Raw genomic sequence first — 14969 nt, forward strand, 5'->3', positions numbered from 1 at the left:
CCAAGGCGCAGGAACAGGCGAACGATCAAATCCATGATGGCCCTCAGCTTTGTGCGATGAAAATGGTGCCGAGCACGATGAAGCCGATGCCCGCGATGCGGGCCGCGCTCATGTCCTCGTTGAAGACGAAATAGGCGTAGGCCGCGACCACGACATAGGCGAGGCTGAGAAAAGGGTAGGCGTAGGAGATCTGCACCTTCGACAGCACGACCAGATGCGAGGCCATGCTGATGACGAAAGTACACAGCCCCGCGAAGACGAAGGGGTTGAAGACCACGCGGAAGACGGTCGAAATCAGCCCGTCGCCGGCGATGTCGAGCGCCCCCACGCCGGTCATGCCGCGTTTCAGCATCAGCTGCGCCGCGGCGTTGGTCAGCACCGTGAACAGGATCAGGGGGATATAGGCGTTCATCGGCGCGGCAGCTTTTCCAAAGTCATCGGGCGTCGGACGGATCGTCGGGGCCTCTGGATGACGCGGAAAATACTTCAAATGCGTTGCGCTGTGGGTCTTACCTCGGCGTAACGTTAAGATGATGCTGATGAGGCTGCAGAAACTGCAGTCCAAAAGCCCCTGGATCGCGATTGCCCCCCAGAGCCGGTCACTGCTCAGCCCTCGCCATGGCCCCGCCGGATGCGCCGCACGGCGGCCCAGACGCCGAGCAATGCCACCGGCACGAACAGCGCGGTCGCCAGCCCGGGATCGATCCGCAGGATTCCGGCATCCTTGGCACCCTTGGCGAGATAGCCGAACAGGCTGACGATGTAATAGGCGATGGCCGCGACCGACAGCCCCTCGACCGTCTGCTGCAGGCGCAGCTGCAGCCGCGTGCGCTCGTTCATCGCCGCCAGCAGGTCGCGGTTCTGCTGCTCGAGCGCGACATCGACGCGGGTGCGCAGCAGATTGGCGGCGCGCGCAAGCTTGGTGGCGAGATCGGCCTGGCGTTCCTGCAGCATCTGGCAGGTGCGCATCGCCGGCGCCATGCGCCGCGCCAGGAAGGCGGCGATGGTCGGCCAACCGCCATGCGCCTGTTCGCCGATCGCGACCAGCCGCTGCTGGACGATGTTGTCATAGGCGCGGCTCGCGCCGAAACGGTAGTTGGAGGACGCGGCCTCCGCCTCGAGCTTCGACGCCAACCCGGTCATTTCGTCGAGCAGCGCATGGTCGGCGGCCAGACCGCCGGTCTGCGTCATGGTGCCGGCGATGCGCACCAGCGTTTCCTCGGCGCCACGGACGGACGGCCCGATGCGCTGCGACTCCGGCATGCCGAGCAGCGCCAGCGTGCGGTAGGTCTCGATCTCCAAAAGCCGCTGCACCAGCGCGCCGGCGCGGGCCGGCGTCAGCCCGCGGTCGAGCAACAGGATACGCACGAAGCCGTCGGCGCCAGCCCGAAAATCGGTCGCCGCAACCGCGCCGCCATTATCGACCAGCGACGAGGCGAGGCTTGCGGGGTCGAACAGGGCGCCGAGTTCCAGACCTTCGCGATCAGGCATCAGATGGAGATCGGCGGAGACCAGATGCGGCCCCGGCTGCGCCAGACCGCGCATGCCATGAGGTAGCGCCCCCGTCGGCGGCAGGAACGGCGTCGCCTCCGTGCCTGGAAGCTCCCAGCTATAGGTCGTGAATTCGCTGTGTTGCTCCCAGCGCAGCGAGGTCTCGCCGAAACGGGCGCGGTGGTGCTTGGCATCGTCGAGCGGCGGGGGCACGCCGCGCTCGGCGCAGAACCGGCCAAGCGCCGCGCGATCGGCCAGCGCCTGGCGCGCATCGGTCATGAAGGCGAAATGCAGCAGGCGTCGTGGTGTCTCGAGCGGGGCAAACGGCCGGGCATGCACCTCGCCGAGAATGGCCCCCCGTTCCGGATGGGGAACGAGACTTGTCGTCTCGTCGAATGTCGGTCCGGTCATGCCCCCTCCTCCACGGCTGGCCATTCGGCCTTGCTCGCAGGGACAAACATGCGTCATCCGCGCGCAGCCGGCCAGCCCCCACAGCGCCGCAGCCAGCCCCCATCGCCAGCACGCCGTCGCGCTCCCGCAACGATCGATCTAGACTGTCGCCGCCTTGTTTTGCGGGATTGAGCCGATGCCTCTGCCCAACCGCGTCGGCCCCGATGGACGCCTGTTTGCCCATGCGGCACGGGGCCTGCTGCTGGGCAATCGCGGCGGGCGCTTTCACGACCCGCAGACGCTTGCCCTGCCGCGGCGGCTCTATGCAAGCCGGCAATGGATCTGCTGCCTTCTGGCCTTCAAGGGTCGGCACCGGCCGGTCTGGGGACGCGGCTATACAGAACTGTTCTTCTGCGACGAGGTGACGGCGCTCGCGGCCGGCCACCGCCCCTGCATGGAGTGCCGGCGGGCGGATGCGCTGGCCTATCGCGCCGCCCTGATGCGCGGCGAAGGGCTTCGCGTCGCGCCCTCCTTCCCGGAGATCGACCGGCTGCTTGACGGGCAAAGACGCCGCAGCCAGATCAAACGCGTTCATTCTCTTGCTGCTGATGCATTACCCGATGGCGCAATGGTCTCCTGCGGCCTGCGCTTGCTTGCCATACGCGGCACTGGGGCGCTGGTCTGGACGCCCGACGGCTACGACGCCGTCGAACGGCGTCCCACAGGCGTCGTCAGCGTGCTCACGCCCCCTGCCTCGCTCGCCGCCCTGGCGCATGGCTATACACCGCTCTGGCATCCCAGCGCAGCCGCGATCGCAGGACCTTCGCCTGTCGATGCTTGCCTTGTACCCTCGACATAACAAATCCAGCGACTCCTCAAGTGCATCTGCCCCCTTGGACGCGCCGATCGCCTTGTCTTCGACGGAACAATCGCCGTCGGCGCGGCGTTGCTCCGGCATTATCGTCACCATTAAACTGGGGGTGTTCCAATGCGTTCGATTGCTCTGTGGCTGCTCGGCATTCCGATTCCGATCATCATCTTGCTTTGGTTCTTCATGAGCTGACCTTTGCTCATTGGTTTTGTGATTTGGCCGGGGCTCGCCCCGGCCAAACTCGTTTGGAACTGACAGCGCATTGCAGCATTGCGCTTTGCTGCCATCGCTTCGTCGTGGGAACGGGCCTATATGCCTCGCCATGACACCGATCATTTCCATCGCCGGCCTGTCCAAAACCTATGCTTCCGGCTTCCAGGCCCTGAAGTCGGTCGATCTCGATATCCGACAGGGCGAAATTTTCGCGCTGCTCGGCCCAAATGGCGCCGGCAAGACCACGCTGATCAGCATCATCTGCGGCCTGGTCAATCCGAGCACGGGTACGGTGCGCGCCGACGGCCATGATATCGTCTCCGATTATCGCGCCGCCCGCGCCACCATCGGGCTCGTGCCGCAGGAGCTGAACACCGACGCCTTCGAGACGGTCCGGGCGACCGTTGCCTTCAGTCGTGGCCTGTTCGGCAAGCGCAAGAATCCGGCTTTGGTCGAGCAGGTGCTGAGGGACCTGTCGCTCTGGGACAAGCGCGATGCGCAGATCCGCACCTTGTCGGGCGGCATGAAGCGCCGCGTCATGATCGCCAAGGCGCTCGCCCACGAACCCCGCATCCTCTTCCTCGATGAGCCGACCGCGGGCGTCGATGTCGAACTGCGTCAGGACATGTGGCAGCTCGTCCGCAAGCTGCGTGACAACGGCGTCACCATCATCCTGACCACGCATTACATCGAGGAGGCTGAGGAGATGGCCGACCGGGTCGGCGTGATCAGCAAGGGCGAGATCATCCTGGTCGAGGACAAGGTCGAGCTGATGCGCAAGCTCGGCCGCAAGCAGCTGACCTTGACGCTGCAGACACCGTTGCAGGCCTTGCCCACGGCGCTGGCCGGTTACGATCTGGCCTTGGCGGAGGACGGCGCCGAGATCGTCTTCACCTACGACACCAAGGCCGAGCGCACCGGCATCACCGCCCTTCTGCAGAGCCTGGGCGAAGCCGGCATCCGCTTCACCGACCTGCGCACGAGCCAGAGTTCGCTCGAGGATATCTTCGTCAGCCTGGTCAGGGACCGCCCATGAAAACGCTCGCTCGGAGCACGCCGGTGTTCAACTGGCAGGCCATCGTCGCGATCTACCGGTTCGAGATGGCCCGCACCCTGCGCACGCCCTTGCAGAGCGTGGTTTCGCCGGTGCTCTCGACCTCCTTGTATTTCGTGGTCTTCGGCGCGGCCATCGGCTCGCGCATGGAGGCGATCGACGGCATCGCCTATGGCGCCTTCATCGTGCCAGGCCTGATGATGCTGACCCTGCTCACCCAGAGCATCGCCAACGCCTCCTTTGCGATCTATTTCCCGAAGTTCACCGGCACGATCTACGAACTGCTCTCCGCGCCGGTCGCCTGGTGGGAAGTGGTGCTGGGCTATGTCGGCGCCGCCGCGACGAAATCGATCGTGCTCGGGCTGATCATCCTGCTCACCGCGACCTTCTTCGTGCCGATCCGGATCGAGCATCCATTCTGGATGCTGCTCTTTCTGGTTCTGACGGCGGTGACCTTCAGCCTGTTCGGCTTCATCGTCGGCATCTGGGCCGACGGCTTCGAGAAGCTGCAGGTCATCCCGCTTCTGGTGGTGACGCCTTTGGCCTTCCTCGGCGGCTCGTTTTATTCGATCGAGATGCTGCCGCCGCTCTGGCGCACCGTGGCGCTGTTCAACCCGGTCGTCTATCTGATCAGCGGCTTCCGCTGGAGCTTCTTTGGCGTCGCCGATGTCGGTGTCGCCGTCAGCCTCGGCATGACGCTGCTGTTCCTGGTGATCTGCATCGTCGCGACCGGCTGGATCTTCAAGACCGGCTACCGCCTCAAGAACTGACACGGCCGCCGGTCTTCATTCTTGCCCGTCAAGCTCAGCTGGCGTTGCGCGTCGCCTGCCAGTCCTGGCTCTGGCCGCCGGCCTCGCTGCGGCCGGTGATGCGCCCATCGGTCACGGTTCCGGTGTAGCGCCGCCCATCGGCGACGAAGACGATCTCGCTGCCCTGCATCTTCGCCTCCGAGATCGGCATCGCCTTGCCGTCGCGGGTCAGCGTGCCGTCGAGCATCTGGAAGGTCTGCGTCAGCCGCAGTTCACCCTCGCCCAGGCGCCAGGTTCCGGCGACCTTCGCGGGCACGATCCAGAAATGCGCGCGGCAGAAGCTCGCGCAGTTCTCCGCCAACACCGCCGTCTCGTCGGGCGTCCACTCTTCCATGGTGAAGCTGTTGGAGACGACGCGGGTCCCGGGCTTCATGTCGAGCAGGGTCGGGCGCAGCTTGACGTTGAGTGTCGGCAGCAGGAACAGCGTGACCACGGTCGCTTCCGAGAAATCCGACTCGAAGATGTCGCCCTGCTCGAAGCGCACCTTGTCGCTGACGCCCTCGGCCTGGGCATTGCGCTTCGACAAGGCCACAAGATCGGGGTTGTATTCGATGCCGCGCGCATTGAGGCCGCGCTTGGCGGCGGCGATGACGGTCCGCCCGTCCCCGGAGCCGAGATCGACCAGCTTGTCCTCCTTGGTGACCTTGGCCATGTCGAGCATGCGCTGCACCAGTGCATCCTGCGTCGGCACCCAGACGACATCCTTGCCCGCCTGTCCCGATTGCGGAACGTAATCGGGGGTGGTCGCCGTCGCCTTCCCCGCTTGGGCGGGCTGCGCATGCGATTGAACGGCTCCCAGCGCGAAGACCGAAATGGCACAAGCTGCGGCGAGCGTGCGGAATCTCATCATCATCTCTCTCCTTGTTGAACGAGGATCGGTTCGGGCGGTGCGACCCGCACCGGGGCATCCACAGGCGCCGCCGCCTCCGGAAGCGGGTCGGGGCGGCTCTGGAACAGCAGCAGCGGCAGACCGGCCAGCACCACGCCGAGACCGATCAGCGCGCCGGTGCCGGTATAGGCAAGGCTCGCATGCAGCATGTAGACGCAGGTCAGGGCAAACAGCGCCGGCGTCAGCGGGTAGAGCGGAACGCGGAACGGCAGGACCCGATCAGGCTCCCGCCAGCGCAAAATCGGCAGGGCAAGCGCAACCAGCAGCAGGAAGGCCCAGAACACCGGAGCGCTGTAATCCACCATGGCCTGAAAGCCGTCGCGGCTCGCAGCCCCCAACGCCACCAGAAGCAGCGCGACCGCGCCCTGCGCGATCAGCCCATTGGCTGGCGCCCGGCCGCGATCGTCCCATTCGCCGACGCGCGGCAGCAGGGTGATGTCGCGAGCCATCGCGAAATAGACGCGGGCCCCGGTGAAAATCGTGGCGTTCAGCGTCGACAGCGCGGCGACCACAATCGCAAGGCTGACGATGAACGCACCCGCATCGCCCGCGACAAGCCGCATCATGTCGGTGGCGACGGCCTGTGAGCCGCGCAACCCGTCCAGCCCCAGGATGGCGAGCAGCGCCGCATTGGCCGTCAGATACAATGCGACCAGCACCGCCGTGCCGATGACCAGCACGCGCGCCATGTTGCGGCTGGGATCGCGCAATTCGCCGGAGAGATAGGCAGCCTCGTTCCAGCCGCCATAGGTCAGCAGCACGAAGATCATCGCCAGCCCGATCGCTGCCGATTCGGGCGTCGTCGACACCGGTGGCGGTGCGGAGACCACGCCGGCACTGCCGAAGAATCCCCAGACGATGATCGCGGCAATGAGGCCGACCTCGACGAAGGTCACGCCGATCTGGAGCGTCTTGCTCTGGACCGTGCCCGCGACGTTGAGCGCGGTGAGCGCGACGATCGACAAGGCGGCATAGATCGCCGGTCCATAGGGCCCCAGCGGCGCGATCTGCTGCGCATAGTCGCCGAGCACGAAGGCCACGGCCGCGATCGCGCCGGTCTGGATCACCGAACCGCGCGCCCAGCCAAACAGCACCGCCATCGGCCGGCCATAGGCGCGGCCCAGGAAGTGATACTCGCCACCGGCGTGGGGATGGGCCGCAGCCAGCTCGGCATAGCAGAGCGCGCCGATCAGCGTGATCACGCCGCCGGCGACCCAGACGCCCAGGAAGGCGGCCTCGCTGCCCACATTGCCGGCCACGAGGGCCGGTGTCTTGAAAATGCCGACGCCGACGACGATGCCGACCATGATCGTGACCGCGTCGAAAACCGACAAAGTCGGCTGCGGATCGGCCTTGTTGCGATGTGTCATCCTACCCCCTCTGCGAAATCGCAGTGAAGGGAACGCATGACGACGTCGGTGGACACCTCGGAAGGCCTCACGAAGCCGTTGAATCACGGAAACGTGAACAGTGCACCGCAGGGCTGGACCGATCTGCGGCGTCTCTTCGCTCAGGCAGCCCGCATATCGGCGAAGAAGGTGCCGACAGAACCACGCAGAGCCTGTGCCTCATGGGCGAGGTTTTCAGCTGTAGCCAGCGCCCGATGCGCAGACAGCATCGCCGCCTGCGAGGTCGCCGTGACGTCCTCCATCTGGCGCGCGACGCTTGCGGTGCCCGACGCTGTCGCCTGGGCGCTGCTGGCGATTTCGGAGGTCGCGACCATCTGCTGGGCCGTGGCACCCGCGATGGCGACCGTGTGCTGGGCCACTTCGCCCATCACGCTCGCGATCGTCTCGATGGCCGCGACCGCTCCATGCGTCTCGCTCTCGAACACGGCGATCCGCTCGGCGATTTCGTCGGTTGCCTGGGCGGTCCGGCTGGCGAGAAGCTTAACCTCGCCTGCCACGACGGCAAAGCCCCGGCCGGCCTCGCCTGCGCGCGCTGCCTCGATCGTCGCGTTGAGCGCCAGCAGATTGGTCTGGGCCGCGATGTCGCGGATCAGACCGACGACGCGGGCGATGCTGTCGGCGGCCCCAAGCAGATTGGCGACATTCGCCCGGGCGCGGGCGGCATCCCCGGCTGCCGTCCTGACCACGCTGTTGGTCTGGCCGATTCGATCGGCGATATCGGCAATCGATTCCGAGAGCTGCTCGGATGCCGATGCGATGGAGCGGATATTATCGGACGCGTCGAGGACGGCGGAACGGGCCTCGTTGGCTTGTGATGTGGCACTGGTGGCCACTGCATTCAGGCTGCGCGCCGTCTCTTCCATGTGGTCGGCACTGTTGTGGACGCTGTCGAGCACGGCATCGATCTGGACGTTGAAGTCCGCGGTCAGCTGCTCCCGCCGGGCATGGCGGAGAGTCCGCGCGCTCTCAGCCACCTTGGCATCAAGCTCCAGCATCTCGCGGGCCTGCGCATTTTCACGAAACACGACCACCGAGCGCGCCATGTCGCCGATCTCGTCGCGCTGTGCAACGCAAGGAATGGCGGCGGCATCCTCGCCCTGCGCCAGGCGATGCATCGTCGCGGCGAGGCGTCGCAAGGGGCGGCTGACGCGGAAATGGATCAGCGCCAGCGCGGTGGCGAGCCCCAGCAGGATCAACAGGCCGCCACCAACCGCCTGCAGCCAAAGGCTGTAGCGCTGCAGCACGGCGCGCTCCGAATCCGTGACGGCGGCCCGGCTCTCATGGAGCATGGCGGCATTCTTCAGCGCGCCGTTCAGGGCCTTGCGGTTGTTGCGGTTGGGCTCGTTGTTGCCGAACTCATCGGCGGCTGCAGGGCCCTTCGCACGCGCGATCGCGACCAGATCGGTGCGGAAGCGGATGAAGGTCTCCAGCTGGCTCGCGACGGATGCGAACGCATCATGATCGCCAGACCGGTTCAACCCGCGCCACTCGCTCACCAGAGCCTTGATCTCGTCGAGACTGGTCAGCAGCGGGCTGATGAACCGTTCGCTGTCCTGCGCGTCCGAACTCATGTAGATGCCGCGCGATTCCATCACGACGCCATTGACCAGGCCGTTCACCCGCTCCGCCAGCAGGGTGCGGTGTGAAACCATCTCCATATCGGTCGTCATCGCGGCATAGCGCGACAGCGTCTGCACGCCGACGGCGACCGCGAGACAGGCTGCGAGCGCAAACACGGCGAAGGCGCCGAAGATCTGTGTCGAGATTTTGCGCGAACCGAACATCGCATTGAGCTTTCACGGCCGGGGCCTATCCGATCCCCGATTGGGCGAAAGCATGGGTGCAAAGGGTTTAAGAGCGCCTAACCAGGCCGGCTTGACCGACACGCCCCTCCTCGCCCGATTGACTTCACGAGCCTCATCCTGTTCTCACACGCCATGACCGATCTTCAGATCTCCGATGCGCCGGCGGAAGACGCCGCCGCCCCGCATGCGCGCCGGCGCACCTTCGCGATCATCTCCCACCCCGACGCCGGCAAGACGACGCTGACCGAGAAGCTGCTCTATTTTGGCGGCGCGATTCAGCTCGCCGGCGAGGTGCGCGCCAAGCAGGGACGCCGCCAGACCTCGTCCGACTGGATGAAAATCGAGCGCCAGCGCGGCATCTCCGTCGTCACCTCGGTGATGACCTTCGAATATGGCGGGCATGTCTTCAACCTGCTCGACACGCCGGGCCATGAGGACTTCTCCGAAGACACCTACCGCACGCTCACGGCGGTCGATTCGGCCGTGATGGTGATCGACGCCGCCAAGGGCATCGAGGCGCGCACCAAGAAGCTGTTCGAGGTCTGCCGCCTGCGCGACATTCCCATCGTCACCTTCATCAACAAGGTCGACCGCGAGACGCGCGACCTGTTCGACCTGATCAACGAGATCGAGACCACGCTGGCGCTCGACGTCGCGCCGATGACCTGGCCGGTCGGGCGCGGGCGCGAATTCGTCGGCACCTATGACCTCAAGGCCAACAGCTTTCGGCGCAATCAGAAGGGCGACGAGAGCGCCCAGGACCTCGCGGTCTCAGGCCCCGACGACAAGCTCTTCGACGAATTGCTGCCGAACGGCGCAGCAGACATCTGGCGCGAGGAGGTGTTCCTGGCAGCCGAGGGGCTGAAGCCCTTTGATCTCGAATCCTTTCGCGAGGGCCATCTGACGCCGCTCTATTTCGGCGCCGCGCTGCGCGATTATGGCGTGCGTGATCTGATCGACGCGCTCGGCGCATTGGCGCCAAGCCCCCGCGCCCAGATCGCCGACAAGCGCACGATCCAGGCCGGAGAGCCGAAGATGAGCGGCTTCGTATTCAAGATCCAGGCGAACATGGACCCCAACCATCGCGACCGCATCGCCTTCATGCGGGTCTGCTCGGGCAAGCTTTCGCGCGGCATGAAGGCCAAGCTCGTCCGCACCGGCAAGCCGATGCCGCTGAACGCCCCGCAGTTCTTCTTCGCCCGCGACCGCTCGATCGCCGAGGAAGCCTATGCCGGCGACATCGTCGGCCTGCCCAATCATGGCACCTTGCGCATCGGCGACACGCTGACCGAGGGCGAGGACGTCGTGTTCAAGGGCGTGCCGAGCTTCGCCCCGGAAATCCTGCGTCGCGTCAAGCTGAAGGACGCGATGAAGGCCAAGAAGCTGCGCGAAGCCCTGCAGCAGATGGCCGAGGAGGGCGTCGTCCAGATCTTCCTGCCCCATGACGGCGCGCCCGCGATCGTCGGCGTCGTCGGCGCGCTGCAGCTTGACGTCCTCAAGGAGCGGATGGAGGCCGAGTATTCGCTTCCCGTCGATTTCGAGCCCTGCCAGTTCGCCATCGCCCGCTGGGTCTCCTCGCCCGACAAGGTGGCTCTGCAGAAATTCGTCGGTCTGAAGCCGTCCTCGATGGCCGACGACCTCGACGGCGACCCGGTCTTCATGGCCTCAAGCCAGTTCACGCTCAAATACGATGCCGAGCGCGCGCCCGAGGTCACCTTCTCCGACATCAAGGACTATCAGAAGGTCGGCAAGGGCTGATGCCCTGAGCGTGCAAGTGATGCGAAAGCCACAGGCGCAGGACAGCCGGCTTTGTTTTGATCTCGGTCAATCGCAATGCGGCGGGATTGGGGCTGGTGGGGACATGAGCTGCGGCGCGCCTTGGCGCCTCGCGCTCAAGCATCCCTGGGGGCTTATCGCCATGTCACGCATTCTCCGTCTTTCCCTCTGCACCGCGCTGCTGGCCGGCACAGCCCTGACCGCGGCGCAGGCTGCCGATCTGCCGTCCGCCAAGATGGCGCCGCTCGCGCCGATCATGACCCAGTGGAGCCCGTGGATGATCCGCGGCCGCGCCCTGTTCGTGATTCCGCAGGAAAGCGCCAAGCTCAGGATTGGCGGCGCGCCGATCGCCGGTGGCGATCTCGACATCTCGAACTCGGTCGTTCCCGAACTCGACATCAGCTATTTCTTCACCAGGAACATCGCCGTCGAGCTCGTTCTCGGCGTGACCCCTCATAATGTGAAGGGTGCCGGCACGCTCGCAGGCGCGCGCATCGGTTCGGCCTGGCTGCTGCCGCCAACCCTGATGCTGCAGTATCACTTCACCGATCTCGGTGCCTTCAAGCCCTATGTCGGCGTCGGCGTTAACTACACCATCTTCTTCGACGAGAAGGCCAAGGGCGGGTTCACCAGCTTCGACCTTCAGGACAGCTTCGGCCTCGCCCTTCAGGTCGGCTTCGACTACATGATCGACAAGAACTGGGGCATCAACTTCGACGTCAAGAAGGTCTTCCTCGAGCCCAAGGTGAAGGTCAACAACGGCCTCATCACCGGCAAGGTCAAGATCGACCCCTGGATGATCGGCACCGGCGTCACCTACCGCTTCTGATCAAGGACTGCGAAGAGATTCAAGCGTTCGGCTGGGGGCCAGGGCTGGGGGGCAAAGCCGCCTGGCGGGGGAGGGGAGCGGTTCGCCGCTCCCCTTTTTCGTCGCCGCGCTAGGCACCGTTCGCCGCGAAGCCGAGCGGGATCGCGGTGGTCGACTTCAGCTCCTCCATCGCGAACATCGACGTCACGTCGTTGAGATCGATGCGCGAAATCAGCTTCTTGTAGAGCACGTCATAGGCCGCGATATCGGGCACGCAGGCCTTGAGCAGATAATCGATCTCGCCGCTCATCCGGTAGAAATCGACGATCTCGGGCAGGTCGTGCACGGCGGCATGGAAGCGCTCCAGCCATTCCATCGAGTGCCGGGCTGTCTTCACCGCGATGAACACCGTAACCCCGGCCTGCAGCTTGGCGCGGTCCAGCAGCGCCACCCGCTTGCGGATATACCCCGCCGCTTCCAGCTTCTGCACCCGCCGCCAGCAGGGCGTCGCCGACAGGCCGACCCGCTCGGCGAGCGCCGCCAGCGGCAGGCTGGCATCCTCCTGAAGGCAGGCCAGGATGCGCAGATCGAAGGCGTCGAGCTTGGACATCAAAACCTCGAAAATCGAAAACAGAATGTTGCCCTATTTTTAGAACAGGCAATCCAATTCTCAAAACATGCCCAGTGACGCTATCAAATTTCTCATGCGGCGGGTTTGCCCGCCAGAACGCAAACCCCTTCCACCCCTCTCCGCTTATGCTTTTAGCCAACGATGGAACCGAGTTGGAGCGGCGGCATGCAGGGTTTTCTGAACGCGGAGCGGCGCGGGGCTGTGCTGCGCAGCCTGCGGACGGATGAGGGCACGCTCTCGCGCGACTATCTGGCTGCTGCCCGCACCGTCCTGCGCGAACTCGTCGCGATGCCCGACCTCGTCGCGCGCCTGCCGCTCGACCGCAAACCCGGCGGCTACAGCCGCAACCTGCTGGCCGGCAACGACGCCGTCAGCGTCTGGGCGATCGTCTGGGCGGAAGGCGCGACCACCTGCATCCACGACCATCACTGCTCCTGCTGCTTCGGCGTCGTCAGCGGCACCGTCACCGAGACATGGTACCGCGCCATCGACGCACAGCGCGCCATTGCCACCGAGCAGCATGACCGCGCGGCCGGCTATGTCGCCTGCATGCTGCCGACCGGCCCCAACATCCACCGCATGCGCAATCTCGGCACGCAGGACGCCATTTCGATCCACATCTACGGTTTCGACCACGAGGCCCATGCCTCCTCGATCGAGACGCAATACACCGCCGTCGAGGGTTGAGGGCCAGCAACGTCACACACAAATACGCCGTCATTCCGGACAAGCCGCGAAGCGGCGCCGATCCGGAATCGATCATAGAGCCAGACGGGTACCGGCAGCGCCCTATGATGGATTCCGGGTCTTCGCTGCGCTCGGCCGGAATGACACGGGGCTTGATCAACGGCTCCCACGTCTGACGTGCACGCCTTTACCGCCGGGGACAACCCGCCCCGCCAATCCCCGCTGGCCCGCCCGCCGCGATGATGGCCCCCCTGTCACGAGGGAGCCAGCCATGTCGATGCGCGGATCAGCCGCAAACGCCGCGCCGGCGCAGCCGTCGGCCCTGTCCGTCACCACTGCGCGCCTGATGCGCCTGACCCCACTCGGCAAACGCGCGATCGTCGAGGGCATCGCCGCCGATTTCGACGCGCTGGCGCCAGCAGCCGGGATCACCACACGCCTGCGCATCTGCCATTTCCTGGCGCAGGCCGCCCATGAGACAGACCGGTTTCGCACGCTGGAGGAATATGGCGGTCCGGCCTATTTCGCCCGCTATGACGGGCGGCGCGACCTCGGCAACACGCAGGCCGGCGACGGCGCCCGTTACCATGGCCGCGGCATCTTCCAGCTCACCGGGCGCTTCAACTACCGCCGCTTCGGGGGACTGATCGGCATCGATCTCGAAGCCGACCCCGATCGCGCGATGCAGCCCGCGATCTCGCTGTCCATCGCCTTCGCCTATTGGCGCGAGCGCAAGATCAATGTCGCCGCCGATGCCAACGACGTCGTGGCCGTGACCAAGCTGATCAATGGCGGCCGCAACGGATTGGCGCAGCGCACGCAGCTGCTGGCGCTGGCCAAGACGATCTGGGTGTGAGATCTGCGTCATTCTCGGGCGGAGCGAAGCGCAGACCCGAGAATCTCGTGACCCGTCTCTCTGGTTTCCGAGATGGTCGGGTCAAGCCCGACCATGACGTGCTGACAGGCTTACGCGTGCCCGGCCTTCAGCGCCTGGTCGAGATCGGCATAGAGATCCTCGAGATCCTCGATGCCGGTCGAGAGCCGCAGCAGATCGGGCGGGCAGGGCGAGCCCGCGCCCTCGATCGAAGCGCGATGCTCGATCAGGCTCTCGACACCGCCGAGCGAGGTCGCGCGCTTGTAGAGTTCGACATGGGCTGCAGCCTTCACCGCCGCCGCCTCGCCGCCGACCACCTGCACCGAGAGCATGTAGCCGAAGCCGCCTTCCATCTGGCGCGCCGCAATGTCGTGGCCCGGATGCTGCGGCAGGCCGGGATACAGCACGCGGGCCACCAGCGGATGGGCCGAGAGACGCTGCGCCAGCGCCATGGCCGAGGCACTCTGGCGCTCCTGCCGGACATGGAGCGTGCGCATGCCGCGCATCAGCAGATAGGCCTCGAACGGGCCCAAAATCCCGCCCTGGCCCTTGCGCACGGTCTTGATGCGGTTCCAGAATTCATCGTCCTCGCGGGCGCAGAGCGCGCCTGCGACCACGTCGGAATGGCCGTTCAGCACCTTGGTCGCGGCATGCATCACGATGTCGGCGCCGAGCGAAAGCGGTCGCGTATGCACCGGCGAGGCGCAGGTCGAATCGACCGCGAGCTTGGCGCCGGCCTTGTGGGCGATCTCGGCGGCGGCCGCGATGTCGGTGATCGTCCAGAGCGGGTTGGACGGCGTCTCGGCCCAGACCAGCTTGGTCTTGCCGGGCTTCACGGCGGCGGCAAGCGCGGCGAGGTCGTCGGTCTCGACGAAGTCGATGACGAGACCCCAGCGCGTCGCCTCCGTCAAAAGCCAGGAGCGCAGCGCCCAGTACATCACCTTGGAGGCCACGACATGGTCGCCCGGCGACAGCGCCTGGAAGACGGCGGTCGCCGCCGCCATGCCTGAGCCGAACAGCAGCGCGCCAGCCTTGGCCTGCTCCAGCATGGCGAGCACGCTTTCGGCCTCGCGCGTGGTCTCGTTATCGGGCCGGCCATAGACGAATCCGCCGGAATAGCCGTTGTCTTCGTCCCGGATATAGGTGGTCGAGACATGAATCGGCGGCACCACGCCCTTGGTCAGCGGGTCGATCTTGCCCATCGCCTGCGCGGCGAGGGAGCGGGGGTGAAGCGGGCGCTGGGGCATGGGAAATCCGAGACA

General features: G+C 65.7%; 14 protein-coding genes. 7 read left to right on the plus strand and 7 right to left on the minus strand.

Annotated features, from left to right (window positions below; all coding sequences use genetic code 11):
• Window positions 1-43 precede the first annotated feature (43 nt).
• Both IP69_RS07250 and IP69_RS07255 read right to left on the minus strand, forming a co-directional pair.
• Window positions 44-412 carry a transporter gene (locus tag IP69_RS07250; RefSeq protein WP_054142145.1) on the minus strand — a complete coding sequence of 123 codons (369 nt, stop codon included), beginning with the start codon at window positions 410-412 and terminating at the stop codon, window positions 44-46.
• 194 nt (window positions 413-606) lie between these two features.
• Window positions 607-1902, minus strand: coding sequence for a DUF3422 domain-containing protein (locus tag IP69_RS07255; protein ID WP_054142146.1), 1296 nt, complete (start codon window positions 1900-1902; stop codon window positions 607-609).
• 175 nt (window positions 1903-2077) lie between these two features.
• Here IP69_RS07255 and IP69_RS07260 point away from each other — a divergent pair, with 175 nt between their 5' ends.
• The 3 genes from IP69_RS07260 to IP69_RS07270 all read left to right on the plus strand — a co-directional run bounded on the left by IP69_RS07260 (window position 2078) and on the right by IP69_RS07270 (window position 4789).
• Window positions 2078-2740, plus strand: a complete 663-nt coding sequence (locus IP69_RS07260; RefSeq protein ID WP_054142147.1) for a hypothetical protein — start codon at window positions 2078-2080, stop codon at window positions 2738-2740.
• A gap of 334 nt (window positions 2741-3074) precedes the next feature.
• Window positions 3075-4001 carry an ABC transporter ATP-binding protein gene (locus IP69_RS07265; RefSeq protein WP_054142148.1) on the plus strand — a complete coding sequence of 309 codons (927 nt, stop codon included), beginning with the start codon at window positions 3075-3077 and terminating at the stop codon, window positions 3999-4001.
• Entirely contained in the window at window positions 3998-4789 is a 792-nt protein-coding gene (locus IP69_RS07270) for an ABC transporter permease (protein ID WP_054142149.1), read from the plus strand. The genes IP69_RS07265 and IP69_RS07270 overlap by 4 nt, the downstream gene beginning before the upstream one ends.
• Window positions 4790-4823: 34 nt before the next feature.
• Here the strand turns inward: IP69_RS07270 and IP69_RS07275 are convergent, their stop codons facing one another.
• From IP69_RS07275 to IP69_RS07285, 3 genes are all read right to left on the minus strand, one after another.
• Window positions 4824-5678 carry a class I SAM-dependent methyltransferase gene (locus tag IP69_RS07275; RefSeq protein WP_248306749.1) on the minus strand — a complete coding sequence of 285 codons (855 nt, stop codon included), beginning with the start codon at window positions 5676-5678 and terminating at the stop codon, window positions 4824-4826.
• On the minus strand, window positions 5678-7087 hold the full coding sequence (locus tag IP69_RS07280; protein WP_082359092.1) for an amino acid permease: 1410 nt from the start codon (window positions 7085-7087) through the stop codon (window positions 5678-5680). The genes IP69_RS07275 and IP69_RS07280 overlap by 1 nt, the downstream gene beginning before the upstream one ends.
• Before the next feature lie 140 nt (window positions 7088-7227).
• On the minus strand, window positions 7228-8910 hold the full coding sequence (locus tag IP69_RS07285) for a HAMP domain-containing methyl-accepting chemotaxis protein (RefSeq protein WP_054142150.1): 1683 nt from the start codon (window positions 8908-8910) through the stop codon (window positions 7228-7230).
• Window positions 8911-9063: 153 nt separating this feature from the next.
• Here IP69_RS07285 and IP69_RS07290 point away from each other — a divergent pair, with 153 nt between their 5' ends.
• Window positions 9064-10689, plus strand: a complete 1626-nt coding sequence (locus IP69_RS07290; protein ID WP_054142151.1) for a peptide chain release factor 3 — start codon at window positions 9064-9066, stop codon at window positions 10687-10689.
• 160 nt (window positions 10690-10849) lie between these two features.
• Window positions 10850-11536, plus strand: coding sequence for an OmpW family protein (locus IP69_RS07295; RefSeq protein ID WP_054142274.1), 687 nt, complete (start codon window positions 10850-10852; stop codon window positions 11534-11536).
• 109 nt (window positions 11537-11645) lie between these two features.
• Here the strand turns inward: IP69_RS07295 and IP69_RS07300 are convergent, their stop codons facing one another.
• On the minus strand, window positions 11646-12125 hold the full coding sequence (locus IP69_RS07300) for an Lrp/AsnC family transcriptional regulator (protein WP_054142152.1): 480 nt from the start codon (window positions 12123-12125) through the stop codon (window positions 11646-11648).
• 186 nt (window positions 12126-12311) lie between these two features.
• Between IP69_RS07300 and IP69_RS07305 the strand changes: the two genes are divergently transcribed.
• Both IP69_RS07305 and IP69_RS22110 read left to right on the plus strand, forming a co-directional pair.
• Complete coding sequence (locus tag IP69_RS07305) at window positions 12312-12833, plus strand: cysteine dioxygenase family protein (protein ID WP_054142153.1); 522 nt, start codon at window positions 12312-12314, stop codon at window positions 12831-12833.
• 271 nt (window positions 12834-13104) lie between these two features.
• Window positions 13105-13689 carry a glycoside hydrolase family 19 protein gene (locus IP69_RS22110; protein WP_054142154.1) on the plus strand — a complete coding sequence of 195 codons (585 nt, stop codon included), beginning with the start codon at window positions 13105-13107 and terminating at the stop codon, window positions 13687-13689.
• A 110-nt stretch (window positions 13690-13799) separates the two neighbouring features.
• On the opposite strand, the gene IP69_RS07315 is transcribed toward IP69_RS22110, so the two are convergent.
• Window positions 13800-14954: an aminotransferase class V-fold PLP-dependent enzyme gene (locus IP69_RS07315; protein ID WP_054142155.1), complete on the minus strand. Its 1155-nt coding sequence runs from the start codon at window positions 14952-14954 to the stop codon at window positions 13800-13802.
• Between the last annotated feature and the right edge of the window lie 15 nt (window positions 14955-14969).

This window comes from Allobosea sp. AAP35, assembly GCF_001295925.1.
Lineage (GTDB): Bacteria > Pseudomonadota > Alphaproteobacteria > Rhizobiales > Beijerinckiaceae > Allobosea.

Bases quoted from the DNA above. Each gene is read 5' to 3' on its own strand.
- IP69_RS07250 (WP_054142145.1), bottom strand. From the start codon at position 412: ATGAACGCCTATATCCCCCTGATCCTGTTCACGGTGCTGACCAACGCC.
- IP69_RS07255 (WP_054142146.1), bottom strand. From the start codon at position 1,902: ATGACCGGACCGACATTCGACGAGACGACAAGTCTCGTTCCCCATCCG.
- IP69_RS07260 (WP_054142147.1), top strand. From the start codon at position 2,078: ATGCCTCTGCCCAACCGCGTCGGCCCCGATGGACGCCTGTTTGCCCAT.
- IP69_RS07265 (WP_054142148.1), top strand. From the start codon at position 3,075: ATGACACCGATCATTTCCATCGCCGGCCTGTCCAAAACCTATGCTTCC.
- IP69_RS07270 (WP_054142149.1), top strand. From the start codon at position 3,998: ATGAAAACGCTCGCTCGGAGCACGCCGGTGTTCAACTGGCAGGCCATC.
- IP69_RS07275 (WP_248306749.1), bottom strand. From the start codon at position 5,678: ATGATGAGATTCCGCACGCTCGCCGCAGCTTGTGCCATTTCGGTCTTC.
- IP69_RS07280 (WP_082359092.1), bottom strand. From the start codon at position 7,087: ATGACACATCGCAACAAGGCCGATCCGCAGCCGACTTTGTCGGTTTTC.
- IP69_RS07285 (WP_054142150.1), bottom strand. From the start codon at position 8,910: ATGTTCGGTTCGCGCAAAATCTCGACACAGATCTTCGGCGCCTTCGCC.
- IP69_RS07290 (WP_054142151.1), top strand. From the start codon at position 9,064: ATGACCGATCTTCAGATCTCCGATGCGCCGGCGGAAGACGCCGCCGCC.
- IP69_RS07295 (WP_054142274.1), top strand. From the start codon at position 10,850: ATGTCACGCATTCTCCGTCTTTCCCTCTGCACCGCGCTGCTGGCCGGC.
- IP69_RS07300 (WP_054142152.1), bottom strand. From the start codon at position 12,125: ATGTCCAAGCTCGACGCCTTCGATCTGCGCATCCTGGCCTGCCTTCAG.
- IP69_RS07305 (WP_054142153.1), top strand. From the start codon at position 12,312: ATGCAGGGTTTTCTGAACGCGGAGCGGCGCGGGGCTGTGCTGCGCAGC.
- IP69_RS22110 (WP_054142154.1), top strand. From the start codon at position 13,105: ATGTCGATGCGCGGATCAGCCGCAAACGCCGCGCCGGCGCAGCCGTCG.
- IP69_RS07315 (WP_054142155.1), bottom strand. From the start codon at position 14,954: ATGCCCCAGCGCCCGCTTCACCCCCGCTCCCTCGCCGCGCAGGCGATG.